The organism is Streptococcus sp. ACS2 (genome assembly GCF_000525585.1).
Classification (GTDB): domain Bacteria; phylum Bacillota; class Bacilli; order Lactobacillales; family Streptococcaceae; genus Streptococcus.
On record NZ_JALT01000002.1, the window covers coordinates 1 to 1878 of the forward strand.

General features: G+C 43.2%; 2 protein-coding genes. Both read left to right on the plus strand.

From position 1 onward, the window contains the following. Positions 1-34 precede the first annotated feature (34 nt). Entirely contained in the window at positions 35-1423 is a 1389-nt protein-coding gene (locus HMPREF1517_RS00030; protein WP_037598831.1) for a dihydrolipoamide acetyltransferase, read from the plus strand. A gap of 180 nt (positions 1424-1603) precedes the next feature. After that, positions 1604-1878 (plus strand): biotin/lipoyl-containing protein (locus HMPREF1517_RS00035; RefSeq protein ID WP_037598832.1); only part of this gene is annotated, 275 nt, incomplete at its 3' end.

Sequence of the window (1878 nt, forward strand, 5' to 3'; positions counted from 1 at the left end):
CTGTCGCATTTTAGCGTTCTTAGTATCATAAAATATGGCTTTTGAGATTATTATGCCTAAGCTCGGTGTGGACATGCAGGAAGGCGAAATCATCGAGTGGAAGAAACAAGAGGGTGATGTGGTTAATGAGGGGGATATCCTTCTTGAAATCATGTCAGATAAAACGAACATGGAACTTGAAGCAGAAGATTCTGGTGTTCTTTTGAAGATTACCCGTCAAGCTGGTGAAACAGTACCAGTTACTGAAGTTATCGGTTATATTGGAGCAGAAGGTGAAGTTGTGGCTGATAATGCTGCGAGCGCACCGGCTGCAGAAGCTGCTCCGCAAGTTGAAGAAGTTGCTACTGTGGAAGCACCTGTAGTGGCAGCACAAGCCCAAGCCCCTGTCGTACACGAAGGTGGCAAAGTACGTGCAACACCTAAAGCACGTAAAGTAGCGCGTGAGTTGGGGATTGACCTCGCTCAAGTTCCAGGAACTGGAGCAAAAGGTCGTGTTCATGCTGATGACGTTGAGAACTTTAAGGGTGCTCAACCTAAGGCAACTCCGTTGGCACGTAAGATTGCAGCGGACCTTGGTATTGAATTAGCTACCGTATCTGGAACAGGCTTTGGTGGTAAGATTACCAAGGAAGATGTCCTTGCAATCAGTGCCCCAGCTCAAGTTAAGGAAGCTGCAGCTGCACCTGTGGTTGAAGCTAAGCCAGAAAAAGTCTTGCCAGAAGGTGTGGAAGTTATCCCAATGTCTGCTATGCGTAAGGCTATCTCTAAGGGAATGACGCACTCTTACTTAACTGCGCCAACCTTCACCCTTAACTATGACGTAGACATGACTAACCTTATGGCTCTTCGTAAGCAAGTCCTTGATCCAATCATGAATAAGACTGGCATGAAGGTAACCTTCACTGATTTGATTGGTTTGGCAGTTGTGCGTACCCTTATGAAAGACGAACACCGTTACCTCAATGCATCCTTGATTGATGATGCGCAAAATATCGAATTACACAAATTTGTTAATCTCGGTATTGCTGTTGGTCTCGATGATGGCTTGATTGTACCGGTCGTTCATGGTGCAGATAAGATGAGTTTGTCTGACTTTGTGGTGGCCTCTAAGGATGTCATCAAGAAAGCTCAGGCTGGTAAATTGAAGGCGGCAGAAATGTCAGGTTCTACTTTCTCTATCACTAACTTGGGAATGTTTGGAACCAAGTCATTTAACCCAATTATCAACCAACCAAACTCAGCTATCCTTGGTGTTTCAGCAACTATTCAGACACCGGTTGTTGTTGATGGTGAAGTTGTCGTACGTCCAATCATGGGGCTATGCTTGACTATTGACCACCGTATTGTAGATGGTATGAATGGTGCCAAATTCATGGTTGATTTAAAACATTTGATTGAAAATCCAATGGAATTGTTGATTTAAGTAAAAAAATATCTGAAAACTGAAGTTTTAAAATAGAAAGGAGAGGGCGTTAAAGCGTTCGAGTCGATTTGAACTCGAACGAAATGCTTCGGAATTTAGATAGTTTTACTTGTGTGCAAGCACACTAACGTAAAACTCCTAAAATTCTGTCGAATTTTAGCGTTCTTAGTATCATAAAATATGGCTTTTGAGATTATTATGCCTAAGCTCGGTGTGGACATGCAGGAAGGCGAAATCATCGAGTGGAAGAAACAAGAGGGTGATGTGGTTAATGAGGGGGATATCCTTCTTGAAATCATGTCAGATAAAACGAACATGGAACTTGAAGCAGAAGATTCTGGTGTTCTTTTGAAGATTACCCGTCAAGCTGGTGAAACAGTACCAGTTACTGAAGTTATCGGTTATATTGGAGCAGAAGGTGAAGTTGTGGCTGATAATGCTGCGAGTGCACCTGT

Coding starts and splice junctions, on each gene's coding strand:
- HMPREF1517_RS00030 (WP_037598831.1), top strand. CDS start 35: ATGGCTTTTGAGATTATTATGCCTAAGCTCGGTGTGGACATGCAGGAA.